The sequence below is a fragment of the Vogesella sp. LIG4 genome, assembly GCF_900090205.1.
Lineage (GTDB): Bacteria > Pseudomonadota > Gammaproteobacteria > Burkholderiales > Chromobacteriaceae > Vogesella.
In genome coordinates this window covers 3,192,444-3,214,608 of sequence record NZ_LT607802.1, presented here as the reverse complement: position 1 = coordinate 3,214,608, position 22,165 = coordinate 3,192,444, and the positions used below count along the sequence as shown (strand labels likewise).

Here is a 22,165-nt window from a genome sequence, read left to right as displayed (position 1 = left end):
CAGCGATGCCAGCGCGCTAAACCTGCCGCATTTGATAAAAACATGTGGATGGCGCGCTCAATCGTGCCGCGCAGGCAGGGCCGCGATTTCCGCCGCCACCATGCGCTGGATGGCATGCAGATTCCGGTCGTGGATGCCGTGCTGCTCCAGCGCGGTAACGGTATTGAACAGGTACTGCGCGGCCGAGCCCCAGTGGCCGGCTGCGCGCGCCAGCACGCGGGCCACCTGGGGTAGCGGCAGCCTGCCGGCATAGGCCAGCCCGTACGGCGCCGCCACGAAGGCCAGCGCACGCACCAGCCCTGCGCTGGTGCGTACCTGCAACCAGCGCGGAACATTGGTGGCCGGCTTGGCATCCACCTCGCGGCGCAGCAGCTGCGCCACTTGCCCTGCCCGGTCGCCGGCGGGCAGCCGGTAGGCCACGCCGCTGCAGCTGCCACCGCGATCCAGCGCCAGCATCAGCGCCGGCAGTTCCCGGGTGCCGCGCCAGCGGGTGAGCCGGAAGCAGAAGGCGCGGTGCCAGCCATGGGCAATGGCGCGCCGGCTTTCCTCAAACGCGAACTCCGGGCTCCAGATCAGCGAGCCGTAGGCGAACACCCACAGCTCGCCTGCTGGCTGCTCGTCCAGCAGCGCCTGCGCCCAGGCGGTGAATTCGGCATCGCTATGCTCGCTGGTGCCGGGCTCCGGCCCGGGGTCCGGCTCCAGCCGCTCGACCCGGGCGACCAGTTCGGCAGTCAGCCGCAGCGGCCTCCCCTTGCTGTGCTGCTTGCGCATGCCGGCGCCCTGTTTGGTGGCCGGCTACTCGGCGGTGGTCGGGTCGATGACGCTGCGCACCGCGGCGATGCTGTTGGCGGGAAAGCCGCCGCGCCGCGCGTGCTCGCGCACCATGTCCTCGTTCGGCGCAATGTAGACGCAGTAGATCTTGTCGTCCGTTACATAGCTTTCCAGCCACTGCACGCTGGGGCCCAGCTCCTGCAGCACACCGCAGGACTTGGCGGAAATACCGTGCAGCTCTTCGGCCGTCAGCTTGCCGGCTCCGGGTATCTCCCGTTCGATCACGTATTTGGGCATGGTTTGCTCCTCGGGTTGGCTATCGGGCAAGGTTGGCCGCAGGCCTGCGGCCAGGGTGTACCGGCCCCGCGCCAGCGCGCTGGCCGCCGGGCGATGTTGCCGGCGGCATTGCCGGCACCTGTACGGGAATAATAGTCACTCCCCCGCTGCCGGCCGGGGTTTTTGCCAGGCCGGCCGCACCAGGCAGACGAGCTACATCACTGCAGCTCGCTCAGCAGGATTTCATAGCTTTTGCTGGCGCGCTGGTAGCGCACGCTATAGCTGGCAGGGTAGCTGCCGGGCTTGCTGTAGCTGGCCGGGCGCGGCACCGCGGCGCTGAAATCCGGCTGCGACTGCAGGAAGGCCAGCGAGGCCATCGGTTCGAGGAAGGTCAGCTGCTGCTGGTGGTAGCCGTAGATGAAGGTGGCGGTGAACGGCTGGCCCTGAAACTCGCCGGCCGCCGGGTTGATGGCATGCACGCCCATCTGTGGCACCGCGGTGCCCGGCGGCACCACGTAGCCGGCAGGCAGCAGCTCGGCTGGCGGCTGTTGCGCCGGGTCGCCGGATTCCGCCTCGCTGTTGAAGCTCACCTGCATCTGCTCATGCCGGCTGACCAGGTAGAAGTGGAAGTCGAAGTGAGGCACGTCGTACACCTTGGGCGGCGGGTGGCCGGTGGACTCCCAGTTCACCACCACGTGGTCCACCACCGTTTTCGGCCCCTTGGCCGGCATGCGCAGCTGGTAGGCGAAATCGGTGTGTTCCCCGGTCGGCTTAGGCAGCCCCTGCAAGGCCGCCGCGCTGAGCACCAGGCCAACGGCAACGGCCTTGCCGCTGTCGTCCACGTGCACCACGGTATGCGCACTGCCCTTGCCGATGCGCACCGGCGGGCCCTGGTAACTGGTGTCGGCCTGGGCCAGGCCCGTGGCCAGCATCATGACGGCGGCTGCAAACAGGCTTGCCCGTTGGCCGCATCCTTGCTGAGTAAGCATGCGTGATCTCCCTCATATGAACCCGGCTATCGCCACTCTAAATACATGGCAATAAGTGTGTTTGCATATTAGTGAAAGATCCGGCCTTTTCCAGCTTGCCGCCCCGGCCGGCATCGCCGAGGCCCGGCGCCCCGCAGCAGGCTATCAGCCGCGTATTTCCAGCGTGCTGGCCCCCAGCCCGCTGCCCTTGCGAATGGCGATCTGCACCGCAATGCGTTCCTGCATGCCGGCCACGTGGCTGATCACCCCTATCGACTTGCCGCCGGCGTTGATGGCATCCAGTGCGTCCAGCGCCACTTCCAGCGTGTCGGCATCCAGGGTGCCGAAGCCTTCATCGAGGAACAGCGAATCGATGGAAGTCTTGTGGCTGGCCAGGTCCGATAAGGCCAGCGCCAGCGCCAGGCTCACCAGGAAGCTCTCGCCGCCGGACAGGGTGCGGGTATCGCGCGCCACATCGCCCTGCCAGCTGTCCACGATTTCCAGCTCCAGCTCGCCGCCGGCCTTGCGTTGCAACAGGTAACGGCCATGCAGGCGCGCCAGGTGGCGGTTGGCCAGGTGCACCAGGTGGTCCAGCGTCAGGCCCTGGGCGAACTTGCGGTATTTGTCGCCTTCTTTCGAGCCGATCAGGCTGTTCAGCCGCTGCCAGATATCGCAATCGGCAGCCTGGCGCTCGATCTGCAGCAGCAGCCCCTGCTGCCGTTCGCGGCGCGCGGCATCGTCGACCAGCCGCGCCTGCAGCGCGCCCAGCTCGGCGGATAGCGCCTGGCGCTGGCCATCCAGTGCCGCCAGTTGCGCCTCCAGCTCGGCCAGCGGCAATGCCGTGAGCGCCTGCGCCTGCAAGGCATCCAGCCGCTGCCGGGCCGCCAGCAGCAGTGCCTGGCTGCGCTGCAGCGCCGCTTGCAATTGCTGCTGCAGCGCATGCAGCTGTTGCCGCTGCGCCTCCGGCAACAGTGCGGCAAGAAAGGCCGCCTCGTCGGCAAACGGGCTGGCCTGCAGCGCAGCCAGCCACTGCTGCGCCGCCTCATCCGCCTGCTGCTGCGCAGAGTGCAGGTCTTGCGCCAGCTGGCTGGCCTGGCCTTGCAGGCTGGCCAGCTCGCGCTCCAGCTGTGTCAGTTGCTGGCTGCAATCCGCCAGTGTCAGCCCGCCTGCCGGCGTAGCGGGCGCCCCCCCGGCGGCCAGCGCATCCCAGCGCTGCTGCCAGTGCTGCGCCTGCTGTGCGGCCTGCTGGCTGCGCTGCTGTGCCCGCTCCAGTTCCAGTTGCCACTGCTGTGCTGCCTGCTGTTGCTGCTGCCATAGCTGCCAATCGGCCTGACGTGCGGCCAACCACGGCGCCAGATCAGCCTCCTGCGCGGCATCCTGGCCGGCCTCGGCCAGCAGCCCCGCCGCCTGGATATCCTGCTGCAGTGCTTGCTGCAGCGCCTGCCTCTGCGTGCCAAGCGCGGCATGCTGCGCGGCCAGTTCGGCCACGCTCTGCCCGGCGTGTTGCCAGGCCTGCTGCTGCAGTGCCAGCCGGGCATCGGCCGCCTGCAACTGGCTGTCCAGCTCGCCGGCCTGCTGTTGCGCGGCCTGCAATGCCTGCTGTGCGGCTTCCGCTGCCGCCAGCCTTGCGGCCAACATAGCTTCAGCGTTCGCTGCCTCATCCAGTTGCTGCTGCAGTTCGGTGCCCTGCGGCCAATCGACAGTCAATGCGGCGACAGCCGCTTGCTCCCGCCAATCGGCAATGGCCTGCTGCAGCGCGGCTTGCAATGCCTGCAGCGCCTCGGCCTGCTCCGCCTGACGCTGCTGCAGCGCCTTGAGCTGGCTGGCGGCGGCGCTGCCGGCCTCGGTAAGCTGCTGCAGCTCGGCCTCCTTCTGCTGCAGCGCCTGCTCGCTGGCGGAGACATCCAGCGCCTGGTAGGCGTGCACCGCCGGGTGCTCGTGCGAGCCGCACAGCGGGCAAGGCTCGCCCGGCTGCAACTGGCGGCGTTGCGCCTCCAGGCTGTGAATTCGCTGCTCCTGCAGCAGCAGGCGGCGCTTGTCGGCCACCTGTTCCTTTACCCCGGCGTAGTCATGGCGCAGCTGTTGCAGTGCCGCCTGCTCGCTGGCCAGTTGCTGCTCGCGTGCGGCCAACTCCTGCTGCCACTGTGCCTGCTGCGCTTGCTGCCCGGACAGCCGCAGTGCCTGCTGCTGCAGTTCGCGCCATGCCTGCTGCTGGCGCTGTTGCTGCTGCCAGTCGCCACGCAGCTCGGCCAGGCTGCGCCCGCTCAACTGCTGCTGCAACGCGGCCTCGGCGCTGGCGGTGGCCTGGCGGCCGAGTTCTGCCTGCTGAACCAGTTGCTGGCGCTCAAGCTGCGCGGCGGCCAGCTGCGCCTCCAGTTCGGCCTGCTGCTGACTTGCCGCGGCCTGCTGGCCGGCAAGCTGCTGCTGTTGCTGCTGCAACTGCCGACCTTGCTGCTGCTGGCTGTGCCAGCCGCTCAGTTTCTCGCCCAGCACGGCAAACGGTGCATGCGCCTGCAGCCACTGCGCCACCGTGGCAGCCTGTTGCTGCACGGCATGCAGCGCCTGCTGCTCGCCTGCGGCCTGCTCTGCGGCCAACACGCACGCCTGCCCGTGCAGCAGCACGCTCTGCTGCCGGCTGGCAGCCAGTTGCTGCTGCACGCCATCCCGCGCCGCCTGCGCCTGCCGGCTGCGGGCAAGCGCTCCCTGCCAGGCCTGGTGCGGCACCCGCAGCGCCTCGGCCGGTGCGGCATCCTGCAAGGGCTGCAACTGCGGCGCGGCCTGCTGCCAGGCGTCGCTGTCGGCCTGTTGCTGTTGCCCGGCCAGGCTGGCAGCGCTTTGCGCCTGTTCCAGTTCGTGGCGCCACTGCCGCCACTGCTGCAGTTGCGCCAGTTGCTGCTGCCATGCGGCCAACTCGGCATCGCCCGCCACCAGCTGCTGTTGCATGGCGCCGCGCTCGGCTTCCGGCAGCAGCTCCACGCCTTCGGCGCGCGCCTGCAGTTGCTCCAGCGCGCTGCGCGCATCGCGGGCCTGCTCGAACACCCGTTGCGAGATCAAGCCGTAGATGTCGGTGCCGGTCAGCTCTTCCAGCAGTTCGGCACGCTCGTTGGCACTGGCATTGAGGAACGCGGCAAAGCCGCCCTGCGCCAGCAGCATGGACTTGGTGAAGCGGGCGAAATCCAGGCCGGTAATCGCCTCGATGCGCTTGAGCTTGTCGTTGCTGTGGCTGGTGAGGATGCTGCCGTCGCCGTCCGCCAGCTCCACCCGCGGCGGCTGCAGTGCGCCATCGGCCTTGTCGCGGGCGCGGCGCTGGCTCCAGAAAGCGCGGTACAGCCGGCCCTTCACTTCGAATTCCACCTCGGCCAGGCAGTCGGCGCTGTGGCGGCTCATGATCTCGTTGCTGCTGGCGGAGATGGTCTTCAGCCGCGGCGTTTCGTGGTACAGCGCCAGGCAGATGGCATCCAGCAGCGTGGATTTGCCGGCGCCGGTGGGGCCGGTAATGGCGAACAGACCGTTGTCGCTGAACGGCGGCAGGCGGAAGTCTATCTTCCACTCGCCCTGCAGCGAGTTGAGGTTCTTTAACCGCAGGCTGAGTATCTTCATGCGTCCTGCTCCTGCAGGCTGGCCAGCAGCTGGCGGTAGCGCGCCTGTAGCTGTTCCAGCAGCGGCGCATCCAGTGTCTCCTGCGCCAGGCGGCGCTCGAATACATCCTGCGGCGTCAGCTCGGCCAGGGTTTCACGTGCGGTGGCTTCCAGCGCCGCACCGGCATTGGCCCGTTCGCGGCGGATGCGCAGCACCTCCAGCGGCAGCTCGCCCACCAGCTGCTGGATGCGCTGCTGCAGGTCGGACAGGTAGTCGTCGCCCTGCACCTGCACGTCCAGCCACACCGGCTTTTCCGCCGTACCCTGCCCGGCCGCCTCAGCAATGGCGCCGGCCAGTTCCGCCAGGTTGCCGCGCAGCGTCCGCAGCGTCCGCAGCGGCTGGAAGCACGGCACCGGCAACGGCGTTACCGCCATCAACCCCAGGCTGTCCACGTCCACCAGCAGCACCTGCTTCTGCTGGCCGGCTTCGTCGAAGCCCAATGGAATCGGCGAGCCGCTGTAGCGGATGTGCTCCAGCCCGCCCACCAGCTGCGGGCGGTGGATGTGGCCCAGTGCGATGTAGTCGGCCGGCGGAAAGGCGCTGGTGGGGAAGGCTTCCAGCGCGCCAACGTAGATTTCGCGCACCGACTCGCTGGCGCTGGCGCCCACGGTGGTGAGGTGGCCGGTGGCGATGATGGGCAGCGGCATGCGCAAGGCTTCGCGCTGCGCACAGGCGGCCTGGTACACCGCCTGGTAGTGCTGCTGGATCGCCTGCTGCAGGCCAAGCTGCTTGTCCTCGGCGCTCTGCCCGGCCTGGCTTTGCAGCACGTCGCGCGGGCGGATGAACGGTATCGCGCAGACGATGGCGCCCGGCGTGCCGTCGCGGCGCTTGAGCAGCAACACCTGCTCGGCCGGTGCTGCCGCCACCGCCGGCACCACGCTGGCGCCCAGGCAGGCCAGCAGCGCGCGGCTTTCGCCCAGCGTGGCCGCCGAATCGTGGTTGCCGCCCAGCACCAGCAGGCTAACGTTGGCCGCATGCAGCGCCACCACCAGCTGACTGTAGAGTTCACGGGCGTAGCTGGGCGGCGTGCCGGTATCGAACACGTCGCCGGCGATCAGTACCGCATCCACCTGCTGCGCGGCAACCTGCTGCAGCAGCCAGTGGATGAAAGCCTGGTGCTCGGCCTGGCGGCTCTTGCCCATGAAGTGCTGGCCCAGGTGCCAGTCGGAGGTATGAAGGATGCGCATAGCGGGAGGTGACAGTGCAATGGCCGGCATTCTAGCAAGCCGGGCGTGCTGCCGGCATGGCGGCGCTCACAGAGCGTGTGCGGCCAACCTTTCGGCCAGGAAGGCGCGCAGTGCCTGCACCGCCGGGCTGAGCTGGCGGCGGTCGGCGCACATCAGGTTGAGCGGCGCCGGGTCGCCCTGCCAGTCGGTGCACAGCGCCTGCAGCCGGCCGGCACGTAGGTCGTCGGCCACGTCCAGCGCCGATTTGTAGGCGATACCGTACCCGGCCACTGCCAGCCGGCGCACCACGTCGCCGTCATCCAGCTGCTGCCTGCCGCGCACCGCCACCAACTGCGCGCTGCCGTGGCGGAAAAAGCGCCAGCTGTCGTGTATGGCATCGCCCAGCATGTAGCACAGGCAGTTGTGCCGGCGCAGATCGTCCGGCTGCTGCGGCGCGCCATATTGCTGCAGGTAGGCCGGCGCGGCACACAGCACGCGGCGGTTGTCCGGCACCAGCGGCAGCGCCACCAGGCTGGAGTCCGGCAGCTCGCCGTAGCGCAGCGCCAGGTCCACCGGCTCGCGGTACACATCGGCCAGACGGTCGGACACCTGCATCCGCAGCGATAGTTGCGGGTGCTGCGCCTGGAATGCCGCCAGCCACGGCAGCAGCACATTGCGCCCCAGGTCGGACGGCATTGACAGCTGCAGCGTGCCACGCAGCTGGCTGCCACCGCTTTGCAGTGCATCGCGGCCACTGGCCAGCAGCTCCAGCGCCTGGCGGCAGTGCGCCAGGTACAGCTCGCCCTGCGCTGTCAGCCGCAGGCTGCGGGTGGAGCGCACGAACAGCGGCACGTGCAGCTCGGCCTCCAGCCGCTTCAGCGCGGCGCTGGCGGCGGCCGGGGTGAGGTCCAGCAGCCGCGCGGTGGCGGACAGGCTGCCGGTTTCGGCGGTGCGCACAAAGATTTCCAGTTCCTGCAGTGATCGCATTTTCAAATCCGTTTTGATAGTGATGCAAATGGCAGCCACTTTTTCAAAATATGTTTGTTACTCATCATAGCAGCATGCCCCGGCCCCGCCGGCCTTTACCCATCACCCAGGAGCCAGCATGGACATCGCCGCCATCGCCACCCGCCGTTACACCACCAAAGCCTTCAACCCGCAGCACACACTGAGCGCGGAACAGGTGCAGCAGATCGAAACCCTGCTGCGCTTCGCGCCCTCGTCCACCAACTCGCAGCCCTGGCATTTCTTTATCGCTGGCAGCGAACAGGGCAAGGACACGCTGGCCAGGGCTACCGCCGGCGGCTACGCCTTCAACGAAGCCAAGCTGCGCAATGCTTCGCACGTGGTGCTGTTCTGCACCCGCGCCAGCATCGACGACAATCACCTGCGTGCGCTGCTGGCGCAGGAAGAGCGCGACGGCCGCTTTGCCGACGACGCCGCGCGCGCCGGCCAGCATCGCGGCCGCAGCCATTTCGTGAACATGCACCGTTTCGAACTGCGCGACGCGCAGCACTGGATGGAAAAGCAGGTCTACCTGGCGGTGGGCACCCTGCTGCTGGGCGCGGCGGCGATGGGCATCGACGCCTGCCCGATAGAGGGCTTCGATCAGAAGGTAATGGACGAGGTGCTGGGCCTGCGTGACAAGGGCCTGACCAGCGCGGTGCTGGTGGCGCTGGGCCAGCGCAGCGACGACGACTTCAACGCCCGGCTGCCCAAGTCGCGGCTGCCGGCGGATGCGGTGATCACCCGGCTGTAACTTGACGGCAGCCAGAACGGCGCTTGCGGCCATGGTTGGCCGCAAGCGCTTTTCTCATGCCGCGGCCGGCCCCTGCTTGAGGGTTTTCATGAACTGAGCAAAGTGCGGGCGCAAGCTGGAAAACAGCGGATGGTCACGATGCTCCAGCATTACCTCGCCGAACAGTTTCAGGCCAACGGCCAGCGCATCGGTGTTGATGGCGGCCAGGTCGCTGCGGCCGGCCAGGCGCTGCGCAATGTCGATAATGTCGTCATGGTTGCCAGCTTCGAATACCAGCGGCGCGGCATGTGGCGAGGCGCCGCCGTCCGGCTGGGCGAGATGTTCCACGGTAATGCGGTAGTGATGTTGCTTCATGGGGATTCCTTGTGATGGGCTGCAGGGTGGCCCGGTTTAACGCATCTGGAACAGCTCCTGGTGGAAGCGGCCCGCCGGCAGGCCCATGGCCAGCAGGCCGTCGCGCAGCTGCTGCCCCATGCCCGCCGGGCCGCAGAACCAGATGTCGGCATTGCGCCAGTCCGGCACCGTGCGCGCCAGGCGCTCGGCATCCAGCCGGCCGTCGCTGCGTTGCCACAGCAGGTGCAAGGCCACACCGGCGGCGGATGCATCCTGCTGCAGCTGCTGGCGGATCAGCGCATCGTCGGCGCTGCTGGCATGGAAGAAGTCGATGCGCTGCGCTGCCGGCGCGGCGGCCAGTGCCTGCATGCGCGCCAGGAACGGGGTAATGCCGATGCCGCCGGCAACCCAGATCTGGCGCCGCTCGCCGCCGCCGGTTGCGGTATCGAAGGTAAAGCGGCCATACGGCCCCTCCAGCTGCACCGTGCCACCCACTGCCAGCCGCTGCGGCAACTGCCGGGTGTAGTCGCCCAGTGCCTTGATCAGGATGCGCACCCGGCCGTCGCCCTGCCAGGCCGACGCCAGGGTGAACGGATGCGCGCCTTCGTCGGCATCGAAACGGATGAAGGCGAACTGGCCGGCCTGGTGGCCGGGCCAGCGGCCGTCCAGCTGCACGTCCACCGCCAGCACCTGCAGCAGGGGCTGGTAGTCCAGCGCGGTAATGTGGCCGCCCACCCTGGGCTGACCGATATGCCGGCGGCACAGCGACAGCACGGCGCTGACGCTGCCACCCGCCATCAGCGCAGCCAGCAGCCAGCCGGACGGCGTGGCCCAGTTGCCGAAATCGAGCAGCACCGCCGAGTGGAACACCAGAACCAGGTAGGCCAGCGGCAGCAGACGGTGCAATTTGGCAAAGTAGCGGTATGGCACGCGCCGCAGCAGGGCCAGCACCAGCAGGGCGGCGGCGGCATAGAACGCCCACTCGCCCAGGCCCTGGGCGCTGTGGCGCCACTGCTGGAACAGCTGCTGCAGGCTGTCGGCATCCAGCGCCGGCATCGGTGGGCGCCGCGGCCGCCCGCCACTGAGCAGGCCCAGCGCGCGCAGCCATTTCGGCCCCTGCGACACCGCCCAGTGGGCAATGGATACCACCAGCGCGGCGATGCCCAGCCACTTGTGCAGCCGGTACATCTTGTCCAGCCCGCCCAGCCGGCCTTCCAGCCAGGTTGGCCGCATCGCCAGCAGCATGGCCACGCTCATCACTGCCATGCCCAGCACACCGCTGTACTGGCTCAGGGCACTGCGCCAGGCAAAGAAGCCGCTGGGCAGCACCGGGTTGGCGGCCAGCCACAGCAATGTCAGTAGGGCCAGGGCGCCCCAGTAGCAGGCTGCAATCTTGCGCATGTCGTTCACCTTACGAAATCGGATGGCTGCAGCCTATCGGCCGATTATCTTTCTAGCAAGATAACTACATATCCATTAACATCTTGCCGCCGCCGTTAACAAAATCACCCAGAAACAAGCCATGCCCCAGCAAGACCGTATGCAGCACCACCAGTGGGACAGCTCGCTGAATGCCCTGACCGTGCCGCTGTTCCTGCGCCTGCAATGGGCGCAAGGCGCCTCGCTGGGCACGCTGACACCTGTGCTGGAGAAATTCGCCGTCAGCCTGGTGGAGTTCGACGTGCTGGCCACGCTGCGCAACTCGCCGCCACCGCACCAGATGACGCCGTCGAGGATTCAGGAAGAAGTGGTGATCACCTCCGGCGGCCTCACCAAGGTGCTGCTGCAGCTGGAGGCGCGCGGGATGGTGACCCGCCGCCAGCTGCAGCACGATTTGCGCAGCAAGCCGGTGTGCCTTGCCGACAGCGGCCAGGCCCTGATCGAGACGGCAATGGCCGAGGCAGTGGCAAACACCGCGCAGTGGCTGCACCAGCGGCTGAGCGAGGCGGAAATCGGCCAGCTGTCCGCACTGCTGGGCAGACTGGTTGATGAGTGAGCCGCCGGTAACGTTGGCCGCAAGCAGTACCGGCAGGCAATATCTATCGAAAACACCGGAAAGCGACAATTTTCACCGACTTTCGCCAGCAATACGCGACGCAGACATGGCGCGGCTCTAAAGTGAATAGTGTGTAGTGCCGATATAACGGTCAGCACGTCAGCAGGAGATCTGCCATGCAACCGATACGCCGAAAGCTGCTGGAAGGTTTCGGTACCCTCTCCCCGTCGCCCAACCCGCGCCACAAGCCCTCGCCTACCCCGCCCAAGACCCCTGCCGCCAACACCCCCAATCTTGCCGAGGAATACCTGGCCTGGGCGCGCTGGCTTGATGTCATGCATGAGCGCGCGCGGCAAGGCAGCGAGCAGGAAGTGCGCGACCTGGCCGACGGCAAGCTGCGCTTCGTGCTGCGCCGCTGCATGGTGCTGCGCGAAAAGACCATGCTGGGCGGCACGCCGGGGCACGTGTTGCTGGACGAAACCGCCCTGCTGGCGCGAGAACTGGAGCAGACCATAGGCGAACTCACCGGGCGCGAGATGCCGCCCGTGGACCAGTGGCCGCTACCGTGCCGCCTGTACCACCAGCAGCCGGCCAGCAGCCTGAGCCAGCCACCGCTCGGTTACAGCGAGCGGCGCCGGGAGCGCCCTGCCCGCCAGAACCAGCTTACCGACGCCGAACATCGCGATGCGCAGCAGGCAGTAGGCTGCCTGGTGATGGTACTGCAGCTGCTGCGCCGCCAGCCCGTGCTGATCGAATCGCTACCATGGCATGCCGCCCACGCCAGCCTGAGCCGCATCCGTGACATGGGGCGGCTGCACGTCGACCCGGGCGCTCTGCCCGCTGCCGGCTGAGCGCACCGCCAGCGCACAAAAAAGGCGCGGGGCATGCCCGCGCCAGGAACGCAGCCCAGTCGCTCAGGCTGCTTGCTGCTCCTCCACCTGCGGCGCCAGTTGGTGCCACTGCTGGTAACAGTCGAGCCCACAGAAATAGCTGACGTATTCTTCGGTTTCGCTATTGGTATCAGCCGGAATTTCTTCCAGGCAGACCCGGCAATCTAGCAGGGTATCCATGGCGACTCTCCTTGTGGATATATTTCAGCCTAGCCGCCACACCCGGCAGGGTGAAATCGATAGTAGCTATATCCACCATCGTCCGTGGCTATCAAAAAAGCCGGCAGGGGTGATCTGCGTGCAACTGGCAGACAAGTTCACAGTGCCACGTTGGCAGCTACCAGCAATTCAGCGGACCTATCCCATCGTGCACTCAAGTTGGAGCGGGCCAGCCAGGCAGTTCGAGCATATGCAGCATTAAGTTTACATGTTAAGTTTCTGAATCTTGAAAGCACTACCCGAGCCAACCATGCAGCTTTCAAACCTCAGCTTTGCCCTGCTACACACCCTTGATGTGCTGCTGGAAACACGCAACCTCAGCCACGCAGCCCTGCGCCTCAACAGCAGCCAGCCGGTGTTGAGTCGCCAACTGGCACAGCTGCGACAGGACTTTGACGACCCGTTGCTGGTGCGGCATGGCCGTGAGTATGTGCTCACGCCGCGGGCTGAGGCGCTGATCGGGCCGCTCAAGCACCTGCTGGCCGAGATGGAGGCGCTGCTTAGCCCTGCCTCGTTTTCTCCCGAGCGCTGTGATCGTCGCTTCGAGTTGGCCGCATCCGATTACATCGCCGACCACATGCTGCCCTTGCTGATGCAGCGGCTGGCGAGCAGCGCTCCGCATGCCTCCATCCGCTACCACACCTGGCAAGCCAGACAGTTTGATCTGCTGGCCAGTGGTGGCCTCGACCTGATCACCACCATGCTGGACGATGTGCCGGACGAGTTGCATGGCAAATTGCTTGGCGAGGACCGCCCGGTGTGCGTGATGCAAGCGCAGCATCCGCTGAGTGCCTGTCGCAGCCTGAGTGAAGCCGATTATCTGGCCTGGCCGCATGTACGGATTTCCGGTGGTGGCGACAAGGACAGCTTCATCGACCACTACCTGAGCCAGCGGCGGCAGCGGCGTACCCTGCAACTGGAAGTGCCGTTTTATACCGCTGCCTTGCGCGTGGTAAGCGATAGCAGGCTGCTGGTCACCCTGCCGGAGCATATCGCCGCGAGCCTGGCACAGGTTTACCCCATCACCTGGCGGCCGCTGGGCTTCATTACCCACACGCACCGTTACTGGGTACTGTGGCATACCCGCACCCATCACGACCCGGCTCACCAATGGTTCCGCAACCAGGTGCATGAGCTATGGCAAGACTCACGCTTTGGTGTCAGCAACTACCACAGCGGCAATTAACTATCCGGTTTTTGCATGCCTACTATGCGGCGCCCGGTGTTCTTGACTTGCACACATGCCCCCTAGACTTGCCCCAGCATCTAGACGGATGTGTCAATTCAAGGAGTGCATGCAATGACCCCAGACGAGTTTCGTCGCTACGGCCATCAACTGATTGATCGCATTGCCGACTATCGCAGCAATGTGGCCAACTTGCCGGTGATGGCACAGGTTGAACCTGGCCAGATCAAGGCGACCTTGCCCAAGGTGCCACCGCAACAGCCCGAGCCCTTCGAATCGCTGTTCGAGGATGTCGACCAGCTGATCATGCCTGGGCTGTCGCACTGGCAGCATCCGAACTTCTTCGGCTACTTCCCTTCCAACGGCACGCTCTCCTCGGTGCTGGGGGATTACCTGAGCACCGGCCTGGGGGTGCTTGGTCTGTCGTGGCAGTCCAGCCCGGCATTGACCGAACTGGAAGAAACCACTACCGACTGGGTACGCCAGATGGTGGGTTTGTCAGCTCAATGGAGCGGCGTGATTCAGGACACCGCCTCCACCTCCACCTTGCTGGCACTGATTTGCGCACGCGAACGCACCTCCGACTACGCGTTGGTAAAAGGCGGCATGCAGGCACTGGACAAGCCGCTGATCATCTATGTGTCGCGCCATGCGCACAGCTCGGTGGACAAGGCGGCACTACTGGCCGGCTTCGGCAAGGACAATATCCGCTACGTTGATACCGATGCCGACTTTGCACTGATTCCGTCGGCCCTGGCGCAAGCCATCCAGGCCGACCTGGCTAATGGCTTGCAGCCATGTGCCGTTGTCGCCACCACCGGCACCACTACCACCACGGCCACAGACCCGCTGGCGGCAATCGGCGATATCGCCGAACAGTATGGCCTCTGGTTCCATGTCGATTCGGCCATGGCCGGCTCGGCAATGATTCTGCCGGAGTGTCGCTGGATGTGGGATGGCATCGAGAAGGCTGATTCGCTGGTACTGAACGCACACAAGTGGCTTGGGGTCGCATTCGATTGTTCGCTCTACTACGTGCGCGACCAGGAACACCTGATCCGGGTGATGAGTACCAACCCTAGCTATTTGCAATCCAAGGTCGACAGCGAAGTAAAAAACCTGCGCGACTGGGGTATTCCGCTTGGGCGCCGCTTCCGTGCACTCAAGCTGTGGTGCCTGATCCGCGCCGAGGGTGTTAAAGGCTTGCAGCAGCGCCTGCGTCGCGACCTGGCCAATGCCAAGTGGCTGGAACAGCAGGTGCACGATGCGCCGGATTGGCAGGTACTGGCCCCGGTCAACCTGCAGACGGTGTGCCTGCGGCATGCGCCGGCGGGTTTGTCTGGCGAAGCACTGGACCGCCACACCCTGGCCTGGGCAGATGCACTCAACCAATCCGGCCAGGCATATGTGACTCCCGCAACACTGGACGGCCGCTGGATGGTGCGGATATCGGTCGGTGCGCTCCCTACCGAGCGTGAACATGTGGCTGCGCTGTGGCAACACATGCAAAAGGTTTCTGCCGAGTGCCTGCCGGCACAGCTCGCATCCTGATCTGCAGGCGGGCGCTGCCCCGCCTGATTCCCACGTTTTGCTCCTTGAACTGCTTGATCCACCAGGCCAGCAGCAGGGAGAGCTTTGCCGCAAGTAATCCGTAACAGCACAAAAAACAGCCACTCTACTGAGGAGAAAGTGATGGAAAACTTTGTAAAGCTGAGCGCCTGCACCGCGGTGGCATTGGCACTGGTTGCCTGTAGCGCTAAACCGGCTGCGGAGGGTGATAAAGCTGCCGACATGTCTGCTGCGGCCCCCGCCGCCGCAAGCACCGTGGTCAAGATCGGCCAGGTCTCGCCGATGACGGGGCCGATCGCCCACCTGGGCAAGGACAACGAATATGGTGCCAAGCTGGCGATTGATGACCTGAATGCGGAAAGCATTGAAATAGCGGGCAAGAAGGTGACGTTCGAACTGGTTTCCGAAGATGACCAGGGCGACCCGAAAATCGGTACGCAAGTTGCGCAACGCCTGGTCGATGCCGGCGTGGTCGGTGTTGTTGGCCACTTGAACTCCGGCACCACGATTCCGGCATCCAAGATTTATGCGGATGCAGGTTTGCCGCAGATTTCGCCATCGGCTACCAATGCCGACTACACCAAGCAGGGTTTCAAGACCACGTTCCGGGTAATCGCCAATGATGTGCAGCAAGGTACGGCGCTGGGACAGTTTGCGGTGGATGGCCTGAAGGCGAGGAAGGTTGCCATCATCGACGACCGTACGGCTTATGGCCAAGGCCTGGCCGATGAGTTTGAAAAGGCGGTTAAAGGTAAAGGCGCCAGCGTAGTAAAGCGCGAGTTCACCACCAATACCGCCACTGATTTCAATGCCATTCTCACTTCCATCAAGGCCACGCAGCCTGATGTAGTGTTCTATGGCGGCATGGATGCCCAGGCCGGCCCGCTGGCCAAACAGATGAAGCGTCTGGGGCTAAAGGCAAAGCTGATGGGTGGTGATGGCTGGCAGTCGCCGGAGTTCATCAAATTGGCAGGCGATGCCTCTGAAGGGCAGTACGCATCCAGCTGCGGCGTGTCGCGCGACAAGATGCCAGGCTTTGCCGCGTTCGATAAGAAGTTCAAAGCCAGGTTCAACGCCGAGGTTCAGGTCTATGCCCCGTATGAATACGATGCCGTGCGTGTCCTGGTTGACGCGATGAAGCGCGCAGGCTCCGCTGACCCGAAGAAATACCTGCCCGAAGTTGGCAAGACAAGCTACACCGGTGTCACGGGCAAGATTGCCTTTGATGCCAAAGGCGACATCCGAAATGGCGCGGTAACCGTCTATCAAGTCAAGAACGGGAAATGGACCGTGGTTTCTACTATTGGTGGTGACCAGCCTGGTGTATCGCCGTGATGTAAGTGTTTCCGCTGTTGTTCGTGACTTGAGCCAGCATTGCGCTGGCTTTTTTATTGCGGGTGGAATGGTCATTGCTTTCATGTTAAAAGCAGCCGTAAAAATAACTAGTAAATAATGAGCAGTTCAAACACTTTGCACGACATTAAATTCAACGCAAATAAATTCATTACCACCGCCTTTCAAAGCCACCAAAGTCGACGTTTCCATGATTTCACCATGGATGGCCCGGTCGCTCGCAGAGCAGGCCTCAGGCGCCGATTTGCCTTTATTAAATATAACATAAATTTATTGGCAATAATAAACGAAAACCCCACAAAAAGCGGCACCCCATACATGTTTCGCCATGCGATTAATTCTGGCCGAGTAGGCGGGTTGTCGTTGCAAAACAACCAACCCACCTTTACACACAGATAAACATCCATTTCATAGCTAAAATTGTTTAACAAGTATCCAAATAGCGGAATACACAACCCCATCAATAAATGGCGAAATCTTTTTGGCTCAATAGCCCGAGACACATACCAAGCAACTGGCCAAAGCGCAAAAAACACTCCCATTCGGATGGCTGCTACTAAAAATATCCTCATTGCACATCAGCCCTTTCTCGTCCTGTTTTGATTATTTTAAAATAAAATATGGAAATTTGAAATAGTTGCATTTGCACTGCTGCCACTAAACTTTTACCCTATCCAACGCAGGATATTCATGCCAAAAACAGCGCCTATTGAACCAGCTACTGCACCATACCATGCCGAAATCGATGCATTATCAGGGAGGAAGTTCTGTGCAAACCCGCCATTGCTCACTGCACTGCTGACAGGCAGCTTTGGCCGAATTGTTTGCATTGGGTATCGGGCAAGTTTCGGAGTGAAGTAGCCGCTCGAATGGCTGTCTATGAAGATGGTGGCCGACTACTCCTGGCCGGGAGCACACTTTGATCGATGTCGCCAACAGCGGTCATGCGATTTTTCACTCCCCCTACCAACGTCGGCTATCTGCCCCATACACGAACTGGCGCTCCCGCTGAACTGCCATTTTTACGACCGTATCCAATCCGATACATGCTGGGCTACCCGCACGGGTCGATGAACCAAACCCGCCCTTGGCTCGCCAAGCTGCATCCGGCCTGCATGCTATATTGCCATTTTGAAGGCGGGTTTTTTATGACTGGCCAAGACAAGCTGCATCCATTGCGCCCCTTCCTCAAAAACTGGGTATGGGAGCACGGCCGCGTAGGCACGCGTTATCTCGACTGCCAGGATGGCGAGATCAAGTTTGACGAAGGCAAGAAATCGCGCTTCGCCAATGAAGACTATTTCTACGTGCCGCTTGCCAGAGAGATGTCGCCGCCAGCGGGCGAGGGACCGATGGTGCAAGAGGCCGGGCTTGCCCGCTTTTTGCACGCGGCGCAGATGGGCAAACCGACGGAAGCAGGTTCTGCTGCCGAGGTACTGCGCGCGGTACACGATTGCATCGAGTTGGGTCTATTCAGTGCTTATCAGCTCGAAGCACGGCGGGCTTTTGCCCGCTATTCCGAAGAGCCGATGTTCGATGACGAAATCCGGGCCGCAGTGATCACGGATATCCGCACACTGTACGTGGAGCGGCGTGAGCAACTACACCTCTACGACTATTCGGTGCTGTACGGTCTGCCCCACCCGTTGATGATCTGCGAGACGCCGTTTATAGACTGGAGTGTGCGCGTCAGCCCTTCTACACCGTATGTCACGCTTCCGCTCGGGCCCTACTGCCTGTTGGTCGGCGCCACCTCGGGTCGCACCAGCAAGACGGCACCGGTGGTGTGGCAGGCGGCAACCGCTCTGGGGCCGTTGAAGGAGCATAACCGCTTGCAGGTCGAGCAGGCGCACGCTTGGCTAGTGGCCACCAGCGTCGATCAGCTTGCCGCAGTGCAGGGCCGCTTTGGTGAGCATAAGGCTGCGGCCAAGCCATAGGAACCTAGCGGGCACTTGCTCGCTCAGCACGTCTTAGCCCATCTCCTACTCCGCTGAAGCACAAGCCCGGCAGCAAGCCCCAAACGGCACGATCGTATGGATCAAGCTGTGCTCCGGCATCTATCACGTCAAAGGAGAACTGCTCCCCAAGAGCAGCCACACCAGGCGACCGCTCCACTCGCATACCTGCCGGAGAGCCAACGCTACCTTGAAGAGTCGGAGTGGGTAGAAAGTGAGTGTTTTCCAAGTCAGAAAACCCACCATTTAGAAAGTGGCCGGTATGTGGCCCTAACCGGACACTCAGGGCAGGTGGGTGGCCGGCCGCTTCGGCCGAGGTCCGGCCAGGGAGCTCCCGATCAAATGCCCTGCGATGGCCCACATAAAAATGCCTCGGCCGAAGCCGAGGCATGAATATTACTGTTAACCGATCATGAAGGCTTACGGATACCAGCTCACACGAAAATATGTGAGCTTTTATTCCATAAAGAAAATCCCCGTGCCGGCCTTGTATTGCACCGATCAGGGTCAGCCGGCAGCCGCCAGGTTGGCCGCATGAAAACGCAGATGGTCCTCGATGAAGCTGGCCACGAAGTAATAGCTGTGGTCATAGCCCGGCTGCAGCCGCAGCGTCAGCGGCCAGTCGCGCTTGCTTGCGGCCAACTGTAGCGCCTCCGGTTGCAGCTGCTCCGGCTTGAAGCTGTCCTGTTCGCCCTGGTCCACCAGCGTGGGCAGCGGCTGCGCTTCAGCCAGCAGCTGGCAGCTGTCGTAGGCCGCCCATGCCGCACGGTCCTCGCCCAGGTAGCTGCTGAACGCCAGCTGCCCCCACGGCACCGAAGCCGGGTTGACGATAGGCGAGAACGCCGACACCGAGGCATAGCGCCCCGGGTTGCGCAGCGCCACCATCAGCGCGCCATGGCCGCCCATGGAATGACCGCTGATCGCCCGCTGGCCGCTTACCGGAAAGCTCGCTTCCACCAGCGCCGGCAGCTCGTCCACCACGTAGTCGTACATGCGGTAGTGCGCGGCCCATGGCGCCTGGGTGGCGTTGACATAGAAGCCGGCGCCCTGCCCCAGGTCGTAGCGCTCGGCATCGGCCACGCCTTCGCCGCGCGGGCTGGTGTCCGGCATTACCAGTGCCAGCCCCAGCTCGGCGGCCACGCGCTGCGCGCCGGCCTTGGTGGCGAAGTTCTCGTCGTTGCAGGTCAGCCCGGACAGCCAGTACAGCACCGGCACCCGCTCGCCCTGCGCCGTCTGCGGCGGCAGGTAGATGGCAAAGGTCATCGCCGTGCCGGTGCTGGCCGACTGGTGGCGGTAGCGCTTGTGCCAGCCGCCGAAGGCGCGCTGGCTGGACAGCAGCTCTAGCGTTGCGCTCATGCCGGCCTCACTTGTCAAAGTGCACCACGCTGCGAATCGACTTGCCCTCGTGCATCAGGTCGAAGGCAGTGTTGATGTCGTCCAGCGGCATGGTGTGGGTGATGAAGTCGTCGAGACGGAACTCGCCCTTCATGTAGCGCTCCACGTAACCCGGCAGCTCGGAACGGCCGCGTACGCCGCCAAACGCCGAACCGCGCCACACGCGGCCGGTTACCAGCTGGAACGGACGGGTACTGATTTCTTCGCCGGCACCGGCCACGCCAATGATCACCGACTCGCCCCAGCCCTTGTGGCAGCACTCCAGTGCCGAGCGCATCACTTTCACGTTGCCGATGCATTCGAAGGAGAAGTCCACGCCGCCGTCGGTCATTTCCACGATCACGTCCTGGATAGGCTTGTCGAAGTCGGCCGGGTTCACCAGGTCGGTGGCACCCAGCTTGCGTGCCAGCTCGAACTTGCCGGTGTTGATGTCGATGCCGATGATGCGGCTGGCACCGGCCATGCGCGCGCCGATCACCGCCGACAGGCCGATGCCGCCCAGGCCGAAGATGGCCACGGTATCGCCAGCCTTCACCTTGGCGGTGTTCATCACCGCGCCCATGCCGGTGGTGACGCCACAACCCAGCAGGCAGACTTCTTCCAGCGGCGCTTCCTTGCTGATCTTGGCCAGCGAGATTTCCGGCAGCACGGTGTATTCGGAGAAGGTGGAGCAGCCCATGTAGTGGTAGATCGGCTGACCGTCCTTGGAGAAACGGGTGGTGCCGTCCGGCATCAGGCCCTTGCCCTGGGTGGCGCGGATCGCCTGGCACAGGTTGGTCTTGCCGGACTTGCAGAACTTGCACTCGCCGCATTCCGGGGTGTACAGCGGAATCACGTGGTCGCCCACCGCCACGCTGGTCACGCCCTCGCCCACCGCTTCCACAATGCCGGCGCCCTCATGGCCCAGGATGCACGGGAACACGCCTTCGGAATCCTTGCCGGACAAGGTATAGGCGTCGGTGTGGCATACGCCGCTGGCCACGATGCGCACCAGCACCTCGCCCTTCTGCGGCGGCATCAGGTCCACTTCCTCGATGGTCAGCGGCTGGTTTGGGCCCCAGGCTACGGCGGCACGGGTCTTGATGGTCTGCATCACGTACTCCTCTCAATGGCAAAGCATGAATGCGGCCAACGGCAAGTGCCGGGCCACGGACCACGTCATTGTAGGAATAGGCAATGCAGAAATAATCCGGTTAAATGGAAACATATTTTTGCCAATAGGTAACAATCATGCAGTGGCAAGGCGTTGTGGAATTCGTCACCGTGGTGGAAGCGCAAAGTTTCACCGAGGCCGCCCAGCGGCTGGGGCTGTCGGTGGCGCAGGTCAGCCGCCAGGTGGGTGCGCTGGAAGCCAGGCTGGCCACCCGCCTGCTGTACCGCACCACGCGGCGGGTAAGCGTGACCGAGGCCGGCCAGCTGTATTACCAGCACTGCCGCCCGCTGCTGGACGGCCTGCAACAGGCGGAGCAGGCGCTGTCGCAGGTGCTGGGCACCCCGTCAGGACATCTGCGTATCACCGCTCCCACCTACTACGGTGAAACCGTCATCGCCCCGCTGCTCAGCCGCTTTTTGCAACTGCACCCGCAGGTGAGCGCGGAGCTGAACCTGGACAACCGCAAGATCGACCTGGTGGCGCAGGGTTACGACCTGGGCATCCGCCTGGGGCCGATGGATGAATCGTCGCTGCTGCTGCGCCAGCTGGGCCAGCGCCAGCACCATGTCTGCGCCGCGCCGGACTACCTGGCGCGCCACGGCAGCCCGCACACGCTGGCGGAGCTGGCGCAGCACCAGTGCCTGGTGGGCACCATCGATTTCTGGCGCTTCAACGACGGCGCAAAACTGCGCGAAGTGCGGGTAAGCGGCAGGCTGCGCTGCAACAGCGGCGGCGCCTTGCTGGACGCCGCGCTGCATGGCCTGGGCCTGGTGCAGCTGCCGGATTACTACGTGGCGCCCTATCTGGCCAGCGGCCGGCTGGTGCCGGTGCTGGATGCCTACACGCTGCAGGACGGCATCTGGGCAGCCTATCCGCGCAGCCGTTTCCTGCCGCCCAAGCTCAGCGCGCTGCTGGAGCATCTGTCGCAGGCACTGGGCAGCAAGCACTGAAGGCACGATATGCTGCAGCAATCCCGATGACATCGATTACAATTGTCGTAAATGGAACTTGAATTCTCGGGAGATCCGCATGAACACACTGCTGAAGGCATCGCTGCTTGCCATCCTGTTTACCGCCGCTGCCAGCGTGCAGGCACTGGACAAGCCGCAGGGCCGCCCCATCCTTACCCTGTCCGGCCTGGTGGCCAAAAATACCGGTAGCGACACACAGTTCGACAGCCAGATGATCGACGCCCTGCCGCAGGTGAAGATGACGGTGGCCACCCCGTGGTACAAGACGGCGCAGACTTTCGAAGGCCCGCTGTTCCGTGACGTGCTCAAGGCCGCCGGCGCCAGCGGCAAGAGGCTGTACGTGGTGGCGCTGAACGACTACGCCGCCGAAATCCCGCTCAGCGACCTCAACAAATACGACGTGATCCTGGCGCGCAAAGTGAACGGCAAGGTGCTGAACGTGCGCGACAAGGGGCCGCTATTCGTGATGTATCCGTTCGACAAGCACCCCGAGCTGCAGACCAAGGACATCTATTCCCGCTGCGTCTGGCAGGTCAACCGCATTCGCGTCGAATAACGGGCGGCAC

The 22,165-nt window shown here is 64.1% G+C and carries 20 protein-coding genes; 9 read left to right on the top strand and 11 right to left on the bottom strand.

Features of this window, described 5'->3' with window-relative positions; translation table 11 throughout:
• Positions 1-57 precede the first annotated feature (57 nt).
• The 6 genes from PSELUDRAFT_RS14975 to PSELUDRAFT_RS14950 form a co-directional block, all read right to left on the bottom strand.
• Positions 58-771: a gamma-glutamylcyclotransferase gene (locus tag PSELUDRAFT_RS14975; protein WP_088967596.1), complete on the bottom strand. Its 714-nt coding sequence runs from the start codon at positions 769-771 to the stop codon at positions 58-60.
• A 24-nt stretch (positions 772-795) separates the two neighbouring features.
• Positions 796-1,068 (bottom strand): DUF4242 domain-containing protein, encoded by a 273-nt coding sequence (locus PSELUDRAFT_RS14970; RefSeq protein ID WP_088967595.1) that lies wholly within the window; start codon positions 1,066-1,068, stop codon positions 796-798.
• 197 nt (positions 1,069-1,265) lie between these two features.
• Positions 1,266-1,982, bottom strand: a complete 717-nt coding sequence (locus tag PSELUDRAFT_RS14965; protein ID WP_231895232.1) for a DUF5602 domain-containing protein — start codon at positions 1,980-1,982, stop codon at positions 1,266-1,268.
• A gap of 198 nt (positions 1,983-2,180) precedes the next feature.
• Positions 2,181-5,615 carry an AAA family ATPase gene (locus tag PSELUDRAFT_RS14960; RefSeq protein WP_088967593.1) on the bottom strand — a complete coding sequence of 1,145 codons (3,435 nt, stop codon included), beginning with the start codon at positions 5,613-5,615 and terminating at the stop codon, positions 2,181-2,183.
• Positions 5,612-6,841 carry an exonuclease subunit SbcD gene (sbcD, locus tag PSELUDRAFT_RS14955; protein ID WP_088967592.1) on the bottom strand — a complete coding sequence of 410 codons (1,230 nt, stop codon included), beginning with the start codon at positions 6,839-6,841 and terminating at the stop codon, positions 5,612-5,614. Before sbcD ends, PSELUDRAFT_RS14960 begins: the two co-directional genes overlap by 4 nt.
• A 66-nt stretch (positions 6,842-6,907) precedes the next feature.
• On the bottom strand, positions 6,908-7,807 hold the full coding sequence (locus tag PSELUDRAFT_RS14950; RefSeq protein WP_179947550.1) for a LysR family transcriptional regulator: 900 nt from the start codon (positions 7,805-7,807) through the stop codon (positions 6,908-6,910).
• Between the two features lie 118 nt (positions 7,808-7,925).
• Between PSELUDRAFT_RS14950 and nfsB the strand changes: the two genes are divergently transcribed.
• Positions 7,926-8,579 (top strand): oxygen-insensitive NAD(P)H nitroreductase, encoded by a 654-nt coding sequence (nfsB, locus tag PSELUDRAFT_RS14945; RefSeq protein ID WP_088967590.1) that lies wholly within the window; start codon positions 7,926-7,928, stop codon positions 8,577-8,579.
• Positions 8,580-8,633: 54 nt separating this feature from the next.
• Here the strand turns inward: nfsB and PSELUDRAFT_RS14940 are convergent, their stop codons facing one another.
• Both PSELUDRAFT_RS14940 and PSELUDRAFT_RS14935 read right to left on the bottom strand, forming a co-directional pair.
• On the bottom strand, positions 8,634-8,933 hold the full coding sequence (locus PSELUDRAFT_RS14940; protein WP_088967589.1) for a DUF3861 domain-containing protein: 300 nt from the start codon (positions 8,931-8,933) through the stop codon (positions 8,634-8,636).
• 36 nt (positions 8,934-8,969) lie between these two features.
• Positions 8,970-10,313: a ferric reductase-like transmembrane domain-containing protein gene (locus PSELUDRAFT_RS14935; RefSeq protein ID WP_088967588.1), complete on the bottom strand. Its 1,344-nt coding sequence runs from the start codon at positions 10,311-10,313 to the stop codon at positions 8,970-8,972.
• A gap of 121 nt (positions 10,314-10,434) precedes the next feature.
• On the opposite strand from PSELUDRAFT_RS14935, the gene PSELUDRAFT_RS14930 reads away from it, so the two are divergent.
• Positions 10,435-10,908: a MarR family winged helix-turn-helix transcriptional regulator gene (locus PSELUDRAFT_RS14930; RefSeq protein ID WP_088967587.1), complete on the top strand. Its 474-nt coding sequence runs from the start codon at positions 10,435-10,437 to the stop codon at positions 10,906-10,908.
• A 176-nt stretch (positions 10,909-11,084) separates the two neighbouring features.
• Entirely contained in the window at positions 11,085-11,759 is a 675-nt protein-coding gene (locus tag PSELUDRAFT_RS14925) for a hypothetical protein (protein ID WP_088967586.1), read from the top strand.
• A 63-nt stretch (positions 11,760-11,822) separates the two neighbouring features.
• Here PSELUDRAFT_RS14925 and PSELUDRAFT_RS14920 read toward each other — a convergent pair whose 3' ends face one another.
• Positions 11,823-11,978 (bottom strand): DUF3330 domain-containing protein, encoded by a 156-nt coding sequence (locus PSELUDRAFT_RS14920; RefSeq protein WP_088967585.1) that lies wholly within the window; start codon positions 11,976-11,978, stop codon positions 11,823-11,825.
• Positions 11,979-12,267: 289 nt separating this feature from the next.
• On the opposite strand from PSELUDRAFT_RS14920, the gene PSELUDRAFT_RS14915 reads away from it, so the two are divergent.
• From PSELUDRAFT_RS14915 to PSELUDRAFT_RS14900, 4 genes are all read left to right on the top strand, one after another.
• Positions 12,268-13,203, top strand: coding sequence for a LysR family transcriptional regulator (locus tag PSELUDRAFT_RS14915; RefSeq protein WP_088967584.1), 936 nt, complete (start codon positions 12,268-12,270; stop codon positions 13,201-13,203).
• A 114-nt stretch (positions 13,204-13,317) separates the two neighbouring features.
• Positions 13,318-14,754, top strand: a complete 1,437-nt coding sequence (locus PSELUDRAFT_RS14910; RefSeq protein ID WP_088967583.1) for a pyridoxal-dependent decarboxylase — start codon at positions 13,318-13,320, stop codon at positions 14,752-14,754.
• 141 nt (positions 14,755-14,895) lie between these two features.
• Positions 14,896-16,107 carry a branched-chain amino acid ABC transporter substrate-binding protein gene (locus PSELUDRAFT_RS14905; RefSeq protein WP_088967582.1) on the top strand — a complete coding sequence of 404 codons (1,212 nt, stop codon included), beginning with the start codon at positions 14,896-14,898 and terminating at the stop codon, positions 16,105-16,107.
• A 1,088-nt stretch (positions 16,108-17,195) separates the two neighbouring features.
• On the top strand, positions 17,196-18,062 hold the full coding sequence (locus tag PSELUDRAFT_RS14900; RefSeq protein WP_197693882.1) for a hypothetical protein: 867 nt from the start codon (positions 17,196-17,198) through the stop codon (positions 18,060-18,062).
• Positions 18,063-18,587: 525 nt separating this feature from the next.
• On the opposite strand, the gene fghA is transcribed toward PSELUDRAFT_RS14900, so the two are convergent.
• Positions 18,588-19,436, bottom strand: a complete 849-nt coding sequence (gene fghA, locus PSELUDRAFT_RS14895; protein WP_088967581.1) for an S-formylglutathione hydrolase — start codon at positions 19,434-19,436, stop codon at positions 18,588-18,590.
• 7 nt (positions 19,437-19,443) lie between these two features.
• A complete protein-coding gene (locus PSELUDRAFT_RS14890; protein ID WP_088967580.1) occupies positions 19,444-20,568 on the bottom strand; it encodes an S-(hydroxymethyl)glutathione dehydrogenase/class III alcohol dehydrogenase in 1,125 nt (374 codons plus the stop codon).
• A 137-nt stretch (positions 20,569-20,705) separates the two neighbouring features.
• Here PSELUDRAFT_RS14890 and PSELUDRAFT_RS14885 point away from each other — a divergent pair, with 137 nt between their 5' ends.
• Positions 20,706-21,578: a LysR family transcriptional regulator gene (locus PSELUDRAFT_RS14885; protein ID WP_231895231.1), complete on the top strand. Its 873-nt coding sequence runs from the start codon at positions 20,706-20,708 to the stop codon at positions 21,576-21,578.
• 79 nt (positions 21,579-21,657) lie between these two features.
• Positions 21,658-22,155 (top strand): molybdopterin-dependent oxidoreductase, encoded by a 498-nt coding sequence (locus PSELUDRAFT_RS14880; RefSeq protein WP_088967578.1) that lies wholly within the window; start codon positions 21,658-21,660, stop codon positions 22,153-22,155.
• The last annotated feature ends 10 nt before the right edge of the window (positions 22,156-22,165 follow it).